This is a genomic window from Klenkia terrae (assembly GCF_037083865.1).
In the GTDB taxonomy this organism is placed as follows: domain Bacteria; phylum Actinomycetota; class Actinomycetes; order Mycobacteriales; family Geodermatophilaceae; genus Klenkia; species Klenkia terrae.
The window spans coordinates 143,913-157,913 of the sequence record NZ_JBAPLV010000009.1 but is presented as its reverse complement, the minus strand read 5'-3'; the positions used below and the strand labels follow the sequence as shown (position 1 = coordinate 157,913).

Annotated in this window: 13 protein-coding genes; 10 read left to right on the top strand and 3 right to left on the bottom strand. The window is 77.3% G+C overall.

Annotated features, from left to right (window positions below; all coding sequences use genetic code 11):
- The first annotated feature begins 1,710 nt into the window (after window positions 1-1,710).
- On the top strand, window positions 1,711-2,616 hold the full coding sequence (locus UXQ13_RS10505; protein WP_225235976.1) for a hypothetical protein: 906 nt from the start codon (window positions 1,711-1,713) through the stop codon (window positions 2,614-2,616).
- Window positions 2,617-2,700: 84 nt separating this feature from the next.
- A complete protein-coding gene (locus UXQ13_RS10500) occupies window positions 2,701-3,099 on the top strand; it encodes a single-stranded DNA-binding protein (RefSeq protein ID WP_225235975.1) in 399 nt (132 codons plus the stop codon).
- A gap of 6 nt (window positions 3,100-3,105) precedes the next feature.
- Here UXQ13_RS10500 and UXQ13_RS10495 read toward each other — a convergent pair whose 3' ends face one another.
- On the bottom strand, window positions 3,106-4,386 hold the full coding sequence (locus UXQ13_RS10495) for a DUF1015 family protein (protein ID WP_225235974.1): 1,281 nt from the start codon (window positions 4,384-4,386) through the stop codon (window positions 3,106-3,108).
- A gap of 73 nt (window positions 4,387-4,459) precedes the next feature.
- On the opposite strand from UXQ13_RS10495, the gene UXQ13_RS10490 reads away from it, so the two are divergent.
- A complete protein-coding gene (locus UXQ13_RS10490; RefSeq protein ID WP_225235973.1) occupies window positions 4,460-5,563 on the top strand; it encodes an HAD-IIA family hydrolase in 1,104 nt (367 codons plus the stop codon).
- 27 nt (window positions 5,564-5,590) lie between these two features.
- Here UXQ13_RS10490 and UXQ13_RS10485 read toward each other — a convergent pair whose 3' ends face one another.
- Window positions 5,591-5,908: an SCP2 sterol-binding domain-containing protein gene (locus UXQ13_RS10485; protein WP_225235972.1), complete on the bottom strand. Its 318-nt coding sequence runs from the start codon at window positions 5,906-5,908 to the stop codon at window positions 5,591-5,593.
- Between the two features lie 180 nt (window positions 5,909-6,088).
- On the opposite strand from UXQ13_RS10485, the gene UXQ13_RS10480 reads away from it, so the two are divergent.
- The 4 genes from UXQ13_RS10480 to recN are packed head-to-tail and all read left to right on the top strand — an operon-like array spanning window position 6,089 to window position 9,935.
- A complete protein-coding gene (locus UXQ13_RS10480) occupies window positions 6,089-6,301 on the top strand; it encodes a hypothetical protein (RefSeq protein ID WP_225235971.1) in 213 nt (70 codons plus the stop codon).
- 28 nt (window positions 6,302-6,329) lie between these two features.
- A complete protein-coding gene (locus tag UXQ13_RS10475; protein ID WP_225235970.1) occupies window positions 6,330-7,127 on the top strand; it encodes a TlyA family RNA methyltransferase in 798 nt (265 codons plus the stop codon).
- Window positions 7,124-8,161 (top strand): NAD kinase, encoded by a 1,038-nt coding sequence (locus tag UXQ13_RS10470; protein WP_225235969.1) that lies wholly within the window; start codon window positions 7,124-7,126, stop codon window positions 8,159-8,161. Before UXQ13_RS10475 ends, UXQ13_RS10470 begins: the two co-directional genes overlap by 4 nt.
- Window positions 8,148-9,935, top strand: coding sequence for a DNA repair protein RecN (gene recN / locus UXQ13_RS10465; protein ID WP_225235968.1), 1,788 nt, complete (start codon window positions 8,148-8,150; stop codon window positions 9,933-9,935). The genes UXQ13_RS10470 and recN overlap by 14 nt, the downstream gene beginning before the upstream one ends.
- Here recN and UXQ13_RS10460 read toward each other — a convergent pair.
- Window positions 9,932-10,819: a TetR/AcrR family transcriptional regulator gene (locus UXQ13_RS10460; protein ID WP_225235967.1), complete on the bottom strand. Its 888-nt coding sequence runs from the start codon at window positions 10,817-10,819 to the stop codon at window positions 9,932-9,934. The genes recN and UXQ13_RS10460 overlap by 4 nt on opposite strands.
- Before the next feature lie 187 nt (window positions 10,820-11,006).
- Here UXQ13_RS10460 and steA point away from each other — a divergent pair, with 187 nt between their 5' ends.
- Genes steA through UXQ13_RS10445 form a run of 3 tightly spaced genes read left to right on the top strand, consistent with a single transcriptional unit; the run spans window position 11,007 to window position 14,001 of the window.
- A complete protein-coding gene (steA, locus tag UXQ13_RS10455) occupies window positions 11,007-12,191 on the top strand; it encodes a putative cytokinetic ring protein SteA (protein WP_225235966.1) in 1,185 nt (394 codons plus the stop codon).
- Complete coding sequence (locus tag UXQ13_RS10450) at window positions 12,188-13,171, top strand: copper transporter (protein WP_225235965.1); 984 nt, start codon at window positions 12,188-12,190, stop codon at window positions 13,169-13,171. The genes steA and UXQ13_RS10450 overlap by 4 nt, the downstream gene beginning before the upstream one ends.
- Window positions 13,171-14,001 (top strand): hypothetical protein, encoded by an 831-nt coding sequence (locus tag UXQ13_RS10445; protein ID WP_225235964.1) that lies wholly within the window; start codon window positions 13,171-13,173, stop codon window positions 13,999-14,001. The genes UXQ13_RS10450 and UXQ13_RS10445 overlap by 1 nt, the downstream gene beginning before the upstream one ends.

Here is a 14,001-nt window from a genome sequence, read left to right as displayed (position 1 = left end):
CGATGGTACTGCCCGGGGGACTGGGTGGGAGAGTAGGACGCCGCCGGACACCATTCCGACAAGGGGGTCAGAGCTGAGGCTCTGGCCCCCTTCGTCGTTTGTGTGCATTCCGGATCCTGACCACCGCGACGTTCGTCCGGTGGCGACATCGACGGGCAAGAGGTACGACGAACCATGACTTCACCGCGACGCGGCAACGGCGGATCCGACAGGGGCGGCAGCGGTCGTCCCCCCGGCGGTGGCGCCGGCCGTCCCGGCCGACCGGCCGGCGGAGACCGCCGCGGTGTGGCCGGCCAGGGCCGTCCCCGCCCCGAGGGCGGCGCAGCGTCACGTGACGACCGTGGCGGTCGACCCGGTGGTGACTCGCGCGGCTGGAGCGCCGGCCCGCGTCGTGACTCCGCCGGCGGCCCCGGTGCCCGACGCGAGGGCGGTCCCTCCCGCGGGGACGGGCGCTCGAGCGGCGGCTGGCAGGACCGGCGACCGGCCGAGGGTGGCCGTGGTGCGCCGTCCGGGTCCCGTGGTGGATCGACCGGCCGACCGGGCCAGGACCGTCGGCCCGCGGCCGGTGGACAGGGCGGCCGCGTTGACTGGCAGGAGCGTCGACCCGGTGCCGGTGGTGCCCAGGGTCGTCCGCAGGCTGGCCGTCCCCAGGGTGGCCGCCCGCAGGGTGACCGGCCGCAGTGGCAGGACCGTGGTGCCGGTGGGCGCGACGGCGGTCGCCCGGCCTGGCAGGACCGCTCCGCCGGTGCCCGTGGGCCCGCTGCCCCGCGGCAGGCGTCGCCCTCGGGCGAGCAGCTGCCCGGTGCGCGGGAGCGTGCCCGGCTGAGCGGGGACTGGCAGCCGCGCTACGGCGGCTCCGCCAAGCCCCGCACCGGCGGCCCCGGTGCCGACCGCCCGGGTCGCGACGGTGCCAGCGGTGGTCGCCCGTCGTGGCAGGACCGTCGCCCGTCCGGCGATCGTCCCGCCGGTGGTGACCGTCCGTCGTGGCAGGACCGTCGCCCGGCCGGTGGGGACCGGCCCTCCGGTGGCGACCGTCCGCAGTGGCAGGACCGCCGCCCCGCGGGTGGTGGTCGCCCGTCCGGTGGCCGCCCCGCCGGTGGCGACCGCCCGGCGTGGCAGGACCGTCGCCCGGCTGGCGGTGACCGACCCTCCGGTGGGGACCGCCCGCAGCGGCAGGACCGCCGCCCGTCCGGCGACCGCCCCGCCGGCGGTGACCGCCCCGCGTGGCAGGACCGTCGTCCGGCCGGTGGGGACCGGCCCTCCGGTGGCGACCGCCCGCAGTGGCAGGACCGCCGTCCCGCCGGTGGTGGCCGTCCCGCCGGCGGTGACCGGCCGGCGTGGCAGGACCGCGGAGGCGCTGGTGGCGACCGGCCGCAGCGGGGTGGCGGTCGCCCGTCCTCCGGTGGCGGTCGACCGGCCGGGACCGACCGCCGTCCCGCGCGTGGTGGCGACCGTCCCCAGCAGGACCGGCGGGACAGCGGTCCCCGGGACTCCGGCGACACCCGCCGAGCCGTCGGGCCGCCGATCCCGGAGTGGGCCGACCCGCAGCAGCTCGACGGCACCGTCCGCCGGGCACTGCGCGGCCTGGAGTCCCGCAACGCCGACGTCGTCGGCCAGCACCTGGCCGCCGCCGGCGGCCTGCTCGACGAGGACCCGGCCGCTGCGCTCCTGCACGCCCAGGCCGCACGCGAGCGGGCCTCCCGCATCGCCGTGGTCCGCGAGGCCGTCGGCGTGGCGGCCTACCACGCCGGCGACTTCACCGAGGCGGCCCGCGAGCTGCGTGCCTACCGCCGGATGAGCGGGGACGACTCCTACCGGGCCGTCCTCGCCGACTGCGAGCGCGCGCTGGGCCGGCCCGACGTGGCCCTGCGCCTGGTCGCCGAGGCGCTGACCGATGGACCTCCGGCCGAGGAGGTCGTCGAGCTCCGCCTGGTCGAGGCCGGGGCCCGCCAGGACCTCGGGGAGCTGCCGGCCGCCGCGCTGGTGCTCGAGGCCGCGCTGGGTGGCCGACCCACGCCCGAGCAGCTCGACTCGGGCGACCTGGGGCAGCTCCGGCTGGCCACCGCCTACGCCGACCTGCTGGTCGCGCGCGGCGAGGACCAGCAGGCGCACACCTGGTTCGAGGCCGTCATGGCCGCCGACCCCGACGACGAGACCGGGGTGGCTGCCCGCTTCGACGACGTCGACTACGACGAGGACGAGGACGAGGACGGTGACGACGAGGGCGTCGTCGACTCCGCCGACGGTGAGGCCGAGGACGACGAGGCCGAGGGCGACGCGGTGGAGGTCCCCGTGGTCGAGGACGCCGCCGCCGGCAGCGAGGTGGCGGCCGAGGACGACGACGCCGTCGAGGACGACGCTGACGAGGACGACGCTGACGAGGACGACGACGTGTCTCCGGAGGAGGCCGGGCTCGGCACCGAGTACGACCCCGACGAGCAGGACGTCGAGTCCGAGGTCGCCGAGCTCCTCGGCGAGATCCCGGCCCCCGGGTTCTCCGACGGCCAGCCCGCCGAGCAGGTCACCCAGGTGCAGCCCAAGCCGCTGCCGGCCGACCAGTCGGGTCTGTTCGCCGCGCCCGGTGAGCTGAGCGAGCACGACCGACCGACGGACTGACCTCCGTCGTCCACAACCACCGGGCCCGTCCACAGATCGTGGGCGGGCCTGGTGGGGGCACCCGCCCGCGGCGAGGCTGCCTGCATGAGCCTGTCCCTGGTCGACCGCAACGAGATCACCCTGCGCGGGCGGCTGTCCGCCCCGGCCGAGCTGCGGGAGCTGCCCAGCGGCGACACCCTGCTCGTCTTCTCCCTGACCGTCCGCCGACCACCGCCGGACCCCGCCCGCGCCCGCCCGCGCGAGCCGCGTCAGGACACGATCACCTGCGTCTCCTTCGCGGCGGCGCTGATCACCCGCTCGGCCGGCTGGCAGCCCGACGACGTCCTGGAGGTCGAGGGGTCGCTGCGCCGTAGGTTCTGGCGGACGCCCGGCGGGACCGCCGTCGCCCACGAGGTCGACTGCCGGCGGGTGCGCAAGTGCCGGGTCCCGGCCAGCCGCCGCGCCGCCGACCCCGCCCGAGCCGGTGCCTCAACCGATGCCTGAGCCGGTTCAGTGCGGGCGGAACACCAGGCCGGTGCGCGGCTTGGGCACGAACAGCGTCGACTTGCGCGGCATCCGGGCGCCGTCCCGGGCCACCGCGGCGACGTCGGCCGGGGACGACGACCGCAGCAGCAGGGCCACCCCGTCCCGCTCCCGGGCCAGCCGCAGCGCCTCGGGGACGTCGTGGGCGACCAGCACCGCCGTCGGGTCGTCGGGCAGCCCCCACAGGCCGCTGAGCAGCCCGGCGTGGGCAAGCACGACGTCCAGCGACCGCCAGCTGTCCGGCTGGCCGGTCGGGATGCGCGCCCGCACCGCGTCCGTGGGCGACGAGAGCAGCAGGACGTCGGTGCCGTCGGTGACCAGGAAGCAGTCCTGCCCGGGCTCGGCCACCCAGTCCCGGGCCACCGCCGCCGCGCCGCCCTCGACCGCCGTCGTGTCCACGCGGGTGACCCGGAAGCCGGTGGAGGCCAGCTCGCCGGCCGCCGCCAGGTCCAGCCCGGGCACGACCCGGTGGATCGCCTGCACCCGGAGGCCGCCGGGACCCATCGGTGTCAGCAGCGCCAGCACCGACCCCCCGTGGGGGCCCGCGTGGGCCCGGGCCGCGGCGAACCGGTGGTGACCGTCGGCGATGACCGCCGCCACCCCGGCGAACCCCTCGGTGAGGTCGGCCAGCGCCGCCGGGTCCTCGACCCGCCGCAGCTCGTGCCGGACCCCGTCGGCATCGGTGACCTGCAGGTCCACGGGCCGCTCGAGCACGTCGGCGGTCCACCGCGCCACGGCGTCGGACCGGTCGTGGGCCAGCACGATGGGTTCCAGGTCGGTGCCGGTCGCGGCCAGCAGCGACCGGCGGCCCTCCACCGCGGGGGCGAACACGTCCTCGTGCGGCAGCACGGCGCGGGAGCCGGCCGGCGGCAGCTCCACGGCGACCAGCCAACCGGTGGTGGCGGCGCCGTCGGGCCCGCTCATCCGGTAGCTCCACAGCGCGGGCGTGCCGTCCTGCACGAGCACGCCGGAGGTCTGCCAGTCCCGCAGCGTGGCCGCGGACAGGGCGGCCGAGCGGGCCGTCCGGTCCGCGGGTGCCTCGCCGGGCCGGTCCTCGACCGCCGGCAGGATCAGCCGGACGACGTTGTGCGGGTCGGCCGCGGCCAGCCGGCTCCGGCCCGCAGCGGTGACCAGGTCGTAGGCGGGGGAGCTGACCCGGGCGAGCTGCTCGGGGCTCCGGGCGGCGTAGGTGAGCGCCCGGAACGGGTGCACGCGCAGGCCGGAGCCGGCCGCGCTGGACGAGGGCATCCCGCGATCGTAGGTGGCACCGAGCCCGTCGCCCGGCGTGCTGGCGACCGGGCCGCTGTGGTCGGATCACCCGGTGACCGCCGACGCCGCCCTGCCCCTGCTCGCCCGCGGTGCCCCGCGCCGGCCGTGCGAGGTGCACGACGTGGCGCTGCTGGACCTCGACGGCGTGCTGTACGTCGGTCCCGACGCCGTGCCCGGTGCCGCACCGGCCCTGGAGGAGGCGCGTGGCGCCGGCATGCGGTTGGGGTTCGTCACCAACAACGCCGCCCGCACCCCGCAGGAGGTGGCCGACCACCTGACCGAGCTGGGCATCGGGGCGGCCGCCGAGGACGTCATCACCAGCTCGCAGGCCGCCGCGACCGTGGTCGCCGAGCGGTTCGGCGCCGGTGCAGCGGTGCTGCCGGTGGGCGGGCCGGGGGTGGCCGCCGCGCTGCAGGCGGCCGGGCTGCGCGTGGTGGAGCGCGCCGAGGACTCCCCGGTCGCGGTGGTGCAGGGCTACGGGCGGGACGTGGGCTGGACCCAGCTGGCCGAGGCCGTGGTCGCCGTCCGGGCCGGGGCCACCCACGTGGCGACGAACACCGACGCCACCATCCCGTCCCCGCGCGGCGTGCTGCCCGGCAACGGCGCGCTGGTCGGGGTGGTCAGCACGGTCACCGGGCAGGCCCCGGTGGTGACCGGCAAGCCCGACCCGGCGATGCACGCGGAGTGCGTCCGGCGCACCGCCGCGCGCACCCCGCTGGTCGTCGGCGACCGGCTGGACACCGACATCGAGGGCGGCCTGCGGGTGGGGGCACCGACCCTGCTGGTCTTCTCCGGCGTCACCACCCCCGCGGTCCTGCTCGCCGCCGGGCCGCAGGCACGCCCGGACCTCGTCGCCGCCGACGTGGCGGGGGTGAACCGCGTGCACCCGGCGGTGCAGCCCGAGGGCGACGGCTGGCGCTGCGGGAGGTGGACCGCGGTCGCCGGCGACGACGGCCTGCGCCTGAGCCAGGACGGCGCCGGGCCCGACGACGGCCCGGACGACGGACCCGAGGACGACGGCTTCGACGGCCTGCGCGCGCTGTGCGTCGCGCACTGGGCGGCGCACCCCGACGACTCCGCGGCCCCGGCGGTCACCGCGGGGGGCGGCGCCGAGGTCGCCGGCACCCTGTCCCGGTGGGGACTGGCCGAGAGCTGAGGGGCTCTCGGCTCGGGGCCGCCCGGGTCAGAGCAGGGAGCGCAGCCGCAGCATGTCGCGCAGCCCGGCCTCGAGCTTGACCCGGCCCGAGGCCCAGGCCGACCCGAAGGACAGCGAGCCGTCGGTGAGGGCCAGCAGGTCGTCGCTGGAGGTGGTGATCCGGATGTCGGCCTTGGGGACGGCCGGTCCGTCGGGCACCGCGGTCATGTCCTGCGCGCTGCCGTTGGCCAGCCGGCCCTGCACGACCTGCGACAGGTCGGTGATCCGGCAGGACACCGTGCGGTCCAGCCCGCTGAGCGCGGGATTGGCGGCGAGGTCGCCGACGAAGCCCTCCAGGGCGGTCATGCACTGCTCGAGCGTGGCCACGTGCCGTCGCCTCCAGGGGGTCGGGCCCGCCGACGGCGGGATCGCCCGGCACGCTACCGGTGGCCCCTGCGGCGACCTGCGCCGTCGGTCGCGGCCGGTAACCTCGCAGACGTCCGCCGGTCGACCGGCAGCACCCGACGGCGGGAGGAGGCAGCACGCGTGAGCACCCCGGTGGCACCGCAGCCCGGCCCAGCGCGCCCGGGCGGCTGGCTGCGTCCCGACGCCGCCCCGGCCGCACCCGCTCCGGCGCTCGACGGCGGGTCCGCGCTGACGGCCGCGCTGCGCGACCTGCCGGTGTCCGGGCACGCCGCCGTCCTGGCCGACGAGCACGACCGCCTGCACCGGCTGCTCGCCACGATCGACCAGCTGTGACCGTCCGCGCCCCCGGCCGGCCGCGCTGATGGCCCGCCGAGCCCGGCTCGACGCCGAGCTGGTCCGCCGGTCGCTGGCCCGCTCCCGCGAGCACGCCCAGGCCCTCATCGCGCAGGGCCGGGTCACCGTCGCGGGCCAGGCCGCGACCAAGCCCGCCACCGGCGTCGAGGCCGGCACCCCGGTCGTCGTCCGCACCGACCCGGACGAGCCGTCCTGGGTGTCCCGCGGCGCGCACAAGCTGATCGGCGCCCTGGACGGCCTGGGCGTCGACGTCGCCGGACGGCGGGTGCTCGACGCCGGCGCCTCCACCGGCGGGTTCACCGAGGTCTGCCTGTCCCGGGGCGCCCGCGAGGTGGTCGCCGTCGACGTCGGGTACGGCGAGCTGGCCTGGTCGCTGCGCACCGACGACCGGGTCGCGGTGCACGAGCGGACCAACGTCCGCACGCTGACCCCCGAGGCGATCGGCGGCCCGGTCGACCTGGTGGTCGCCGACCTGTCCTTCATCTCGCTGCGGCTGGTGCTCCCCGCCCTGCTGGCCTGCACCCGTCCCGACGGCGACCTGCTGCCGATGGTCAAGCCGCAGTTCGAGGTCGGCCGGGAACGGCTGGGCACCGGTGGCGTGGTCCGCGATCTCGGCCACCGGGCCGACGCGGTCACCGCCGTCGCCCGGGCCGCTCACGACCTGGGGTGGGGCACCGCCGGGGTCGTGGCCAGCCCGCTGCCAGGACCGGCGGGCAACGTGGAGTTCTTCCTCCACCTGCGGGCCGCCGCCCCGCCGCCCGACCCCGACGCCATCGCCCGAGCAGTCCAGGAAGGCCCCCAGTGACCGTCAGCCAGCCCCCCGAGACCAGCGCCTGCACCCCGGCCGACGGCGTCCGGCGGGTGCTCCTCGCGGTGCACACCGGCCGCGCCGACATCATCGCCCTCGCCCAGGCCTCGGCCCGGCGGCTGAGCGAGGCCGGCCTGGTCGTGCGCCTGCTGGAGGACGAGGCGGTCGACCTCGCCATCGAGGGCGCCGAGGTGGTCCCCTTCGGGCCGACCGCGGCCGAGGGTGCCGAGGTGGTCATCGTGATGGGCGGCGACGGCACCTTCCTGCGCGCCGCCGAGCTGGCCCGGGCCACCGACGCCGCGCTCACCGGCGTCAACCTGGGCAAGGTCGGCTTCCTGGCCGAGACCGAGCCCGAGACGGTCGAGGAGACCCTCTCGGCCATCGAGCAGTGCGAGTACTCGGTCGAGGAGCGGCTCACGCTCCAGGTCGACGTGTTCGACGCCGACGGCGTGCGCACCGGGGGCACCTGGGCGCTCAACGAGGCCTCGGTGGAGAAGGTGGAGCGCTCGCGGGTGCTCGACGTGGTCATCGCCATCGACGGCCGCCCGCTGACGAGCTTCGGCTGCGACGGCGTCCTGGCCGCCACCCCCACCGGGTCGACGGCCTATGCGTTCTCCGCCGGCGGACCGGTGGTCTGGCCCGACGTCGAGGCGCTGCTGCTGGTGCCCACCAACGCCCATGCGCTCTTCGCCCGCCCGCTGGTCACCTCCCCGGAGTCCGTGTTGACCATCGGCGTGCCGGCCGACGGCACCCGCGCCCGCGTCTCGGCCGACGGCCGCCGCACCGTGGAGATCCCGCTCGGCGGCCGGGTCGACGTGCGCCGCTCGGACCGCCCGGTGCGGATCGCCCGGGTGCACCCGCGCAGCTTCGGCGACCGGCTGGTGGCCAAGTTCGGGCTGCCCGTGCGCGGCTTCCGCGGCGCCCGCGGGCACGTCGGCCCGGGCCAGGAGCTGCCGCGCTCCCGCAACGTCCTGCTGCGCGACGACACCGCCGACGGCCCCGGGGGAGAGGTGCCCGGTGGCCAGGCGTGAGCCCGAGCGCGCACCCAAGCCGTCGTCCCCGGGGCCGGTCCGCAACGGTGCGCTGACCGAGCTGCACATCCACGGCCTGGGCGCCATCGACGACGTGACCCTCGACCTCGACCCCGGGTTGACGGTCGTCACCGGGGAGACCGGCGCCGGCAAGACCATGGTCGTGACCGGGTTGACCCTGCTGTTCGGCGGGCGGGCCGACCCGGGCCGGGTGCGGGCCAACGGCCGGGCCGGGGTGGAGGGGCGCCTCTCGCTGCCCGCCGACTCGCCGGTCTGGGCCCGGGCCGCGGACGCCGGCGCCGAGCCCGACGAGGACGGCACCCTCATCCTCGCCCGCACGGTGAGCGCCGAGGGCCGCTCCCGGGCGCACCTGGGCGGCCGCAGCGTGCCGGTCGGCGTGGTCGCCGAGCTCGCCGAGGACCTGCTGGCCGTGCACGGCCAGACCGACCAGCTGCGGCTGACCCGTCCGGCCGAGCAGCGCCGGGCGCTGGACCGCTACGCCGGTGCCGCGCAGCTGGAGCTCGTCGAGGCCCATCGGCAGGCCCATGCCCACTGGCGGCAGCTGGCCGAGGACCTGGAGCGCCGCCGGACGCAGACCCGCGAGCTGGCCCAGACCGCCGAGGTGCTGCGCCGCGGCCTGGAGGAGATCGCGGCGGTCGCGCCGCTGCCCGACGAGGACACCCAGCTCGACGCGCAGGCGGCCCGGCTGGGCGACGCCGACGCGCTGCGCGCGGCCGCGGACGAGGCCCGGTTGGCGCTGGTGGGGGACACCACCGGCGACCTGGGCGGGTCCGACGACGCACCGCAGGACGCCGTCACGGCGCTGTCGGCCGGCCAGCGGGCGCTGGCCGCCGCCGGCGACCCCGACCTCCGCGCCCTGGCCGGCCGGCTGGCCGACGTCGCCGCGGTGGTCGGCGACGTCGGGGTCGAGCTCGCCGGCTACGTGGCCGACCTGGACGCCGACCCGGCCCGCCTGGCCGAGGTGCTCGACCGCCGGGCCACCATCACCGCCCTGGTGCGCGCCTACGCCGACGCCGGCAGCGGCGTGGCCGGGGTGCTGGCCTGGGCACAGGACGCCGAGGAGCGGCTGGACCGCCTGGACGTCTCCGACGAGGCCCTGGAGAAGCTGACCGCCGAGCGCGACGCCGCCCGCGAGGCGCTGCGCGACCTGTCGGCCCGGGTCACCGCGGGCCGCACCGCCGCCGCCGAGGGCTTCGCCGCCGACGTGGGCCGCGAGCTCGCCGGGCTGGCCATGGCCGCCGCCCGGGTGTCCTTCTCGGTGGAGACCGACCCGGAGGCCCCCGGCCCCGAGGGTGCCGACGAGGTCGCCCTGCTGCTGGCTGCGCACCCCGGCGCGCCGGCCCGCCCGGTGCACAAGGGCGCCTCCGGCGGTGAGCTGTCCCGGGTGATGCTGGCCATCGAGGTGGTCTTCGCCGGCGCGGACCCGGTGCCGGTCATGGTCTTCGACGAGGTCGACGCCGGGGTCGGCGGGCAGGCGGCCGGCGAGATCGGCCGCCGGCTGGCCCGGCTGGCCGTGGAGCACCAGGTCGTGGTGGTCACCCACCTGGCCCAGGTCGCCGCGTTCGCCGACACCCACCTCGTCGTGGACAAGAACGCCGACGCGGGGGCCGGGGTCACCGCCACCGACATCCGCGCGGTGACGGGGGAGGACCGGGTCCGGGAGCTCGCCCGGATGCTGTCCGGCCTCACCGACAGCGACACCGGCCAGGCCCACGCCCGCGAGCTGCTGCAGAACGCAGCCGAGGCGCGCTAGGCCCGGCGCTTCGAGTAGCTGGCCAGGCCGAACTGCAGCAGGGACAGCCCGCGCTCGCCGCTGGCCCGCAGCTCGGCCACCAGGTCGCCGGGCGGGTCGGTGGGGGACAGCACGCGGTCGCGGGCCATCTCCAGCAGCGACTGGTACAGCCCCAGCACCGAGTGCGCGGCCAGCCACGGCTCGAGCTCGCCGGGGGCGGCGCGGGTCTCCAGGGTGATCTGCTCGGCGAGGGCGTCGGTCAGCTGGCCGAGGATCTCCCGCTCGCGCACCTGCAGCGTCCGGGACCCGCGGATGACCCGGGCCATCTCGGCCACCGTCGGCGCGGCCGCCGGGTCCCCGAGCCGGCTGCACGCCGCGACGATGAAGGTGCCGGCCGCGGCGGCGACCGACTCGCCGGCCCGGCGGCGCCGGACGGCGTCCAGCAGCGCGGCCTGCATCGGCGGGTCGGCCTCGAAGACCAGGCCCTCCTTGACCGGGAAGTGGTTGAACACCGTCTTCTCCACCACGCCGGCCCGCTGGGCGATCTCCAGCACGCTGACGTGGTCGAACCCGCGCTCGGCGAACAGCGCGGCCGCGGCGTCCACGATCGCCTCGCGGGTCTGCTGCCGGCGGACCTCCCGCAGGTTGACGCCCTTCTTCCGCTTACGTGCGGGCTGGGACGCCACGGGCGCGGGTGCGACCTGGACGGGGGCCGCGGGGGTGACCGGGTTGTCGGTCAGGGCCTGCTCGACCTCGTCGGGTGCGGCGGCGCGCGCCTGCGCCCGGGCCTGCTCGGCGACGACGTCCTCGGGGCGGGTGTCTGCGGTGGCTGCACCGGGCCCGTCGCCGGCGGGGTCGGTCCGGACAGTCGCTGCAGCTCGCCCTGCCCGGGCCCCACCAGTCACCCGAGCCACGCTAGAGGCCGTGCCGAACCGGCTCGGACGTGGCGTCGCAACCCCGCTCGGCGAGTCTCCGGGCGGCGGTGTCGCTCACGATGCGTGACCGGTTGCATGCCCTCCCGCCGGCGCCCGGGGGTGGCCGGGAGCGCGTCGGTAGGGGGCCTGCACGGGGGGTCGTGCGACGATCGTGACCATGCGTATCGGCTCCCTGCGGCGTGGGCGCGCCACCGAGACCGCCCCCGGCGTCACCGGGACCGTGCGGCTCGACCGCCGCACGAAGAACCTGACCAAGCGGCTGCGCCCCGGCGACATCGCCGTGATCGACCACGTGGACATCGACCGGGTCAGCGCGGACTCCCTGGTCTCCTGCAAGGTCGCCGGCGTGGTCAACGCCGCGGCCAGCACCTCCGGGCGCTACCCGAACCTGGGCCCGGGCATCCTGGCCGCCGCCGGCATCCCGCTGGTCGACGGCGTCGGCCGCGAGGTCTTCGCCGCGGTCAAGGAGGGCGCGACCGCCCGGCTGGAGGGCAACGCCCTCTACGTCGACGACGTCGAGGTGGCCACCGGCACCGAGCAGACCGAGGCCACCATCGCCGAGGCGATGACCGAGGCCCGCGCCGGGCTGTCCACCCAGTTGGAGGCCTTCGCCGCCAACACCATGGAGTACATGAAGACCGAGCGGGCCCTCCTGCTCGACGGCGTCGGCGTCCCCGACGTCACGACCGAGATCGACGGCCGGCACGTGCTGATCGTCGTCCGGGGCTACGACTACAAGGAGGACCTGGCGGCGCTGCGGTCCTACGTGCGGGACTACCGCCCGGTGCTGATCGGGGTCGACGGCGGGGCCGACGCGCTCATCGAGGCCGGCTACCAGCCCGACATGATCATCGGGGACATGGACTCCGTCTCGGACTCCGTGCTGCGCTGCGGGGCCGAGGTGGTCGTGCACGCCTACGCCGACGGCCGCGCCCCGGGCCTGCAGCGCGTGCTGGACCTCGGCGTCGAGGCGATCACCTTCCCGGCCGCGGCCACCAGCGAGGACATCGCGATGCTGCTGGCCGACGAGAAGGGCGCCACGCTCATCGTCGCCGTCGGCACCCACGCCACGCTGGTCGAGTTCCTGGACAAGGGCCGCGGCGGCATGGCCTCGACCTTCCTCACCCGGCTGCGGCTGGGCGGCAAGCTGGTGGACGCCAAGGGCGTCTCCCGGCTGTACCGCAGCCGCATCTCGACCCTCGCCCTCGTCCTGCTGGTGCTGGCCGCCTTCGTCTCGATCGGCGCCGCGCTCGCGGTGTCCACGGCCGGCCGCATCTACGTCGACCTGCTCGTCGACCAGTGGGAAAGCCTCGTGTTCTGGTTGGAGAACCTCTTCTCGTGATCGACTTCCGCTACCACCTCGTCTCCCTGATCGCGGTCTTCCTCGCCGTCGCGCTGGGCATCGTGATCGGCACGACCGCGCTCAACGGCGGTCTGCTGGACAACCTGCAGACCCAGGTCAGCGGGCTCCAGGAGGACAAGCGGTCGCTGGAGGACACCAACCAGGGCCTGCAGGCCCAGCTCGACTCCACCGGCGGCTTCGCCGAGGAGGTCGGCCCGGCGCTGGTCGCCGGCACCCTGACCGGTCGGTCGGTGCTGCTGCTGGTGGGCAACGAGGACGTCGACACCGACGCCGTCGACGAGGTGACGTCGCTGTTGGGCGACGCCGGCGCGACGGTCACCGGCACCCTCCGGCTCAACCCGGCCTACAGCGACCCCGAGACCTCCTCGAGCCTGCAGGGCTACCTGACCACCCCCGGCGCGCTGCCGCCCGGGGTCACGCTGCCCGAGGGCTCCGCGGACACCGGCGAGCTGGTCGCCAGCCTGCTGGCCCAGGTGCTGATGATCCCGCCGGCCGCCGAGGGCCAGCCGCAGGAGACCCCCGCCACCACCGCGACCGCCCAGGTGCTCGGCGGCCTGTCCACCCTGGGCGTGCTCACCCAGGACAGCTCGAGCGTGGCGCCCGCGGACTACGCGGTCGTGCTGACGTCGGGCTCGCTGACCGGCGAGGACGCCGTCGACCGCAACACCACCCTGGTCCAGCTGGTCGTCGCCCTCGACGAGCAGGGCTCGGGCGCCGTGGTGTCCGGGGACGCCGGTGCCGCGGCCGACGGCGGCCTGGTCGGCACCATCCGCGCGGACACCGAGGCCTCCACCCGGGTCTCCACCGTCGACAACGCCAACGCCCCGGAGGGCCGGATCAGCACGGTGCTGGCCCTGTCCGCCGAGGGCGAGGGCACCTCGGGCAAGTACGGAACCGGGGACGACGCCCAGCCGGTCCCGCCGGTCCCGGCCGCCGCCGCGAGCGGGGCCGGGAACTGATGACCTCCCGGCTCGCCCTCGCCGCCGCGGGGGCGGTCCTGGCCCGGGCCGGGCTGGCCGGCGCGCTCGCCGTCGCCGACCGGCCCGCGGCCGCGCGCTGGCGGCGGACCAACTACGCCGGGCGGCCCCTGACCCTGCTCGGCGGACCGGTGCTCGCCGCCGCCGCGACGGCGACGTCCGCCGCGGGCGCCCCGGCCGGCTGGGGACCGGCGGCCGCCCTGGTGGGCACCGTCTCTGGGCTGGTCGGCGGGTACGACGACCTGGCCGGCGCCCGCCCCGACCAGGCCCGGGACAAGGGCCTGGCCGGCCACCTGGCCGCGCTGCGCGCCGGTCGGGTCTCCGCCGGTGCGGTCAAGGTCGCCGGCATCGGGGCCGCCGGCGTCGCCGCCGCCGTCCTGACCCGGCGGGGGAGCGGGACCACGGCGGTGGTCGACGGCGTGCTCACCACCGGGCTGGTGGCCGGCACCGCGAACCTGGTGAACCTGCTCGACCTGCGCCCCGGCCGCGCGGCCAAGGCCGGGTCGCTGCTGGCCGCCGGCCTGCTCGCCGGCCCGGCCGGGCCGCTGGTGGCCGGCCCGCTCGGTGCCTCCCTCGCCGTCCTGCCGACCGACCTCGACGAGCGGGTCATGCTCGGCGACGCCGGGGCCAACGCCCTGGGCGCCGTCCTCGGTCTGCGGCTGGCGGCCGGGCGCTCCCGGGCGGTCCGGACGGCGGCGCTGGCGCTGATCACCGGGCTGACCCTGGCCAGCGAGAAGGTCAGCTTCACCCGGGTCATCGAGTCCACCCCGGTGCTGCGCGAGGTCGACCGGCTCGGCCGGCGCACTCCCTGA

Bases quoted from the DNA above. Each gene is read 5' to 3' on its own strand.
- UXQ13_RS10500 (WP_225235975.1), top strand. From the start codon at position 2,701: ATGAGCCTGTCCCTGGTCGACCGCAACGAGATCACCCTGCGCGGGCGG.
- UXQ13_RS10495 (WP_225235974.1), bottom strand. From the start codon at position 4,386: ATGCCCTCGTCCAGCGCGGCCGGCTCCGGCCTGCGCGTGCACCCGTTC.
- UXQ13_RS10485 (WP_225235972.1), bottom strand. From the start codon at position 5,908: ATGACCGCCCTGGAGGGCTTCGTCGGCGACCTCGCCGCCAATCCCGCG.
- UXQ13_RS10475 (WP_225235970.1), top strand. From the start codon at position 6,330: ATGGCCCGCCGAGCCCGGCTCGACGCCGAGCTGGTCCGCCGGTCGCTG.
- steA (WP_225235966.1), top strand. From the start codon at position 11,007: ATGCGTATCGGCTCCCTGCGGCGTGGGCGCGCCACCGAGACCGCCCCC.
- UXQ13_RS10445 (WP_225235964.1), top strand. From the start codon at position 13,171: ATGACCTCCCGGCTCGCCCTCGCCGCCGCGGGGGCGGTCCTGGCCCGG.